We start from the raw sequence: 4383 nt of genomic DNA, 5'->3' as shown, positions 1-4383 counted from the left end.
ATGTTCGTCGTCACCAAAGTGCACCCATTTATGCGGTTTGCCATATCACTCGCCATGGCCTTCAATTCACTGCCTCCGTTGCCAGAAGGCCTTCTGACTGAAACGCCTTGGCCCCTGGTAGCTGGCCTTGAGATGCCAGAGATAACGCTGGCTGACTGCTTGCATCTCCTGCTGGTAGGCACCGAGTGACTGGTGCAAGCCAGATTCGATGGCCTTGGCTGCACTGGTTGCCGAAGCCAGGAAATGAAAGAGCCCTTGTGAAGCCAATGGGTCGAAGGCCAGCAGGGCATCGCCGATAGCCAGAAATCCCGGCCCCGCCTTCGGCAACTGCCCTACTTCCAACAGGGAAGTACCCGCCGGTCGACCGCGTACACGGGCGGGGGCCACCCTCTCCAGTACCTCTGCCAATAGGGCATGCTCCCTGGCTCGGGCCAGAAAGGCATCGGGGTGACGCAACAACTGACGGCATAGCGGATCATCGACGTCCATATGGTAGGCCAACACCCGTTGCCCTTGAGGCAGGGGCACCGTATACCACCAGCCACGGGCATCCGCCTGAATGCGCATAGTAGCGTCCTGGCTCTCGGCCGCTTGGTCCAGGAAACTGTAGAGGCACAGCAAAGGATCATCAGCATCGCGCCGTAATCCCAATTGACGCCCCAGATACCCACTACGGCCCGTGGCGTCAATCATCACAGGCGCCCTAAACGATCCCAGTGTCGTGTCCAAGTACCACTGGCCCTGACGGTGGCGGATATCCACTTGCTTGCAGCCCTCCCCCAGCGTCACCCCGACATCCTGGGCTCGAAGACGCAGCATCTGCTCAAATTCCCGCCGATCTAGATACCACCCAGGTCCGGCCGGATCCTGGATGGCATCCCGCCAGACCGGCTTATCATCGTCCCACACCGATACTGCAGCGCCCCGCTCCCGGTGTCCCGCGTCCCGAAAAGCCGCCATCAAATTAAGGCGCTGAAGCAGCACAGCTGCCGCTCCCGGCAGGGACTCACCAATGGGGGGCGTCCTAGCCAGGGAAGCCCGGCGTTCCAGCACCAGCACCCGCTGCTCCGGCCGCAGCAGAGTGCCGAGCGCCAGCCCAGCAGGTCCGGCACCGACAATCACTACGTCGAAGGGGCGATAGTCGGCCATTAGCGGCCGCGTCGTTGTTCGATCAACAGCTTCCGCATGCCTTTGTCTGTGTCGTGCCGCTCCTCGGTCGTCATGTCACGGCCGCCTCTATCTTCGACCTGCATCTGCGGTGGGAAGTCGGGATCCCCACCGAGTCCTGGCCGCACCTCCACGATCCCCATCTGATCGAAATCAGTCACCATTCTCGCCAACTGTTGCTTGTGGTCAGGGCCCAGGGTGCGGTCCCAGTCGGCGCGATGATGGTAGGCAGCTAGACGCTCTTCCCTCGGCAGCGAGTCGTTCATCACCGTGTCATAGTTCTCTTTACTCAGCACCTGATTGGGTACCCGAGCGGGCCAGAAGGTGGGCAGATAGGGATCGTATTCGGTGTCGTAGCCGGAGCGGCAACTGGCGGTGTCGGTTTGCCAGGGAATGGCCATCCAACGGGTGATAGAGCCGGGGTATTGGCCGTATAGGGGGCCGTTATAGGACTTCGCCATGGCTGGCGTCAGCGTTGTGCCATAGTCCGGCTCCGGATCTTCGGGGCTGCGGTGGCGCCAGCGGTAGGGTTCCATATACATGGTGCTATGGCGTACCGGCCAGGTCATCTCACACCCCGGATGGAAAGCGTCGGCGATGCAGAACTCCATCGCTGCTCTGTCCAGCATAGCGGGCTGCTGCTCCAACGGAACCTTGTCGATACTCTCAGGTGATTGCCGATGTGGATCGTAGTCCGCTTCAAAATCCCCTTCTGCCCACTTGTCCAGAAGTGCCAGCTGGGTGGTGGTCAGGGTGTTCATAGCGTCGGGCACATTTGGCATGGGAACATTCATGGCATCGCCATAGATCCAGGGCCAAGGCTTCATGGAGATATCGCCGTCCTGGGGATTGCGGAAGCTATTGGCCACGGCGCGCCTAAGTTCGGCGTAGGTTTCACCCGGCTCGGCCAGTTGCGACAGGTAGCGGTGCTCCAGGAAGTACTGGGGCATGCCATAGCCGAAGCCAGCGGCAAAGCCCGCATTCATCCATTGTAGATCGCACATGGCTTTGAGGATGGGCAGTATGTCGTCGGTAAAGGAAGGTCTGGTGGGTGCCGGTAACTGACCAGCCTGGATAGCCACATCCGTCATCAGCGCGTACATGGTACGCACCGCTTTCTGCTGTGGGCCGTAATTGGGCGGAGCCACCACCACCCAGGCTGGCGTCACGGTAATCGGACGGCCATCCACCAATACTGTGGCCGTCACGGGGCCGTCACTGGTGTCATCATACCAGCCGTCATTATTGGCGAAGGTAGTGGGTGGCTTTTCCTGATAGGAAGCGGAGCGCCCATGGCCACCGAATACCTGCAGGCGACCAACAGTGTCGGTGCGTAACTCCCCCAGTGGCACCTCTATTCCCATGAACGTGCCGCCCTGAAACTGAGCCACGCCGGAACAGGTATTGATGCTACGCGCTCCTGGGGTAATGGACAGATTGTGCCTATCCCGCAGAGCCACCTCGGCGTTACGACGCGTGGAAGGCGCTGCCGTCTCAGCTTCGGGGATATCCAACGCGAGCTCGAAGTTGTACCAAGCCGCTTTATGGTTAGCTACCTCCACTGTCCAGGTAATCTCGGTGGTAGGATCCATGGTCAGTTCCCGCACTACCCTACCGTTGCCGTCGTAAGCGTAGATGCGGAACTCGGCCACCTCGCGTTTCAAGGCACCAGTGGCGTCCCGATAGGCCCCCGGTTCCCTGGGCAGGGGCTCGGTGACCTGGGGGCCGATGTAAAAACCGTCAGTTTGCTTGGAATTGCCCACCCTGGCGATACCAATGGCCGGGTGAATTTTGGCGTAAGCGATCTCAGACATCTGTCACTCCCTTTTTGTATGGGACGACACCATGAAGCGAAGGTGTTCTGGCGCCGCATAGGCTCATGAATCTCTGAACTGTAACTGAAGAAATAGTAAAGCTGGATCAGCGGTACACTGCTGCTTACCAAGATAGAACAAGACAGCCACTTATTCACTGCAAAAGGTGAAATTTAATTTGGGTCTCATCTATTCAAATTGTGCTGCTACCTTTTACAAGGTAACTGGCCTCCCCCGCTTAAGCGTTTATTAAACACAACCCAAACCATTATCCCCTACGATTTGCAAAATCAGTCGGTGTAAACTTATAGCTGATCTCTAAACACATGAAGGCAGCTATCCAGCCTGGATTTATAAGAGCTCCTTGCAAAACCCTTGAAATAGCTCACCTACGTGCCTAGCTTAGCTATTATGGCTAAGAAAAATGTCCTGATGAACTTTGGGGAATTGTTGAGCCGCTCTTGCCACTGGATTCACCCAAGCATGATGGTGGTGGGCCATGTGTTTCCAACCGTGCCGCCTTGACCGGCATCCTGTTTGTTCTTAAGTCAGGCATCCCGTGGGAAGTGTTACCTCAAGAAATGGGATGGGGTTCCGGCGTCACTTGCAACACGATAAGAGCGGCGTACTGATCTCCGCCATGCGTTCACTTTGCTGGGCGGGCTGCTTACTGATTGGCTTTAAACAGCTCACACGACAGTTTTGAAAGAAGCTCAACAGAGCACTCGGCAACAGAGGCGGTATTGCTGTTCCCTAAGTTTCCGATCTTTCAACCGTTAAGCCGATTTCCTGTCCATACGAAATTTCTAAAACATGTCCATCAGGATCATTTATGAATGCCCAATAGCCTACCGGATAGCCGCTATCAGTCACCTCCCGGGACAATATTCCTTCGCGCCTAGCTTGGTCACATAAATCATCTACTTCACTCTTGCTTTTACAACCAACACCCAGGTGGGCAAAAGGCCCTAATATAGGAACCGGATTACTGCTTTGTACTAACACTAATACAAATGGGCGTGATTTATCTGACAACCAAACGACTCGCTTGTCAATTTCCTTATCTGTTCGCTCATGAATGACAGACATGTGGGCGTAGCGCTGATAAAAATCAATACTCTGATCTAAGTTACTTGCTGATAACGCAATGTGCGTAAAGCCGACATCTATTTTCATTGTCAATCCAAAATTTCTAGTTTTAAAAAAGAGACTTTCTGGCTCGTTATTGCTTACATACCCCTGCTTATTAAGAGCATGCTTGACTACCAAACACCGCTAATTGTCTATCTCTCCTACGTTGCTGTTTGCTGCGCATCGCGGTTTAAATTCCGCTCGGCCGGGATATCGCTCAGGTATTCGACAAACTCCACCTCAAAACCGGCCGGATCGACAAAATAGACAT

Annotated in this window: 3 protein-coding genes and 2 pseudogenes; 1 reads left to right on the top strand and 4 read right to left on the bottom strand. The window is 55.6% G+C overall.

From position 1 onward, the window contains the following. Nucleotides 1-66 precede the first annotated feature (66 nt). Both K7H09_RS24110 and K7H09_RS24105 read right to left on the bottom strand, forming a co-directional pair. The gene (locus K7H09_RS24110; RefSeq protein ID WP_230806334.1) at nt 67-1149 is read right to left on the bottom strand and encodes an NAD(P)/FAD-dependent oxidoreductase; all 1083 of its coding nucleotides are present in this window, start codon (nt 1147-1149) and stop codon (nt 67-69) included. Continuing rightward, nucleotides 1149-2981 carry a LodA/GoxA family CTQ-dependent oxidase gene (locus tag K7H09_RS24105; protein WP_041158574.1) on the bottom strand — a complete coding sequence of 611 codons (1833 nt, stop codon included), beginning with the start codon at nt 2979-2981 and terminating at the stop codon, nt 1149-1151. Before K7H09_RS24105 ends, K7H09_RS24110 begins: the two co-directional genes overlap by 1 nt. Nucleotides 2982-3412: 431 nt before the next feature. Here K7H09_RS24105 and K7H09_RS24100 point away from each other — a divergent pair. Further along, nucleotides 3413-3589 (top strand): annotated as a pseudogene (locus K7H09_RS24100) (transposase); the annotation flags it as partial. Nucleotides 3590-3734: 145 nt separating this feature from the next. Here the strand turns inward: K7H09_RS24100 and K7H09_RS24095 are convergent. Together K7H09_RS24095 and K7H09_RS24090 are read right to left on the bottom strand one after the other, a co-directional pair. After that, nucleotides 3735-4157: a VOC family protein gene (locus K7H09_RS24095; RefSeq protein WP_041158575.1), complete on the bottom strand. Its 423-nt coding sequence runs from the start codon at nt 4155-4157 to the stop codon at nt 3735-3737. A 116-nt stretch (nt 4158-4273) separates the two neighbouring features. Continuing rightward, a pseudogene (locus K7H09_RS24090) lies at nt 4274-4383 on the bottom strand (VOC family protein); the annotation flags it as partial.

Source organism: Halomonas sp. IOP_14 (assembly GCF_021021315.1).
GTDB lineage: Bacteria > Pseudomonadota > Gammaproteobacteria > Pseudomonadales > Halomonadaceae > Vreelandella > Vreelandella titanicae.
This window is presented reverse-complemented; position numbering and strand designations above follow the sequence as displayed.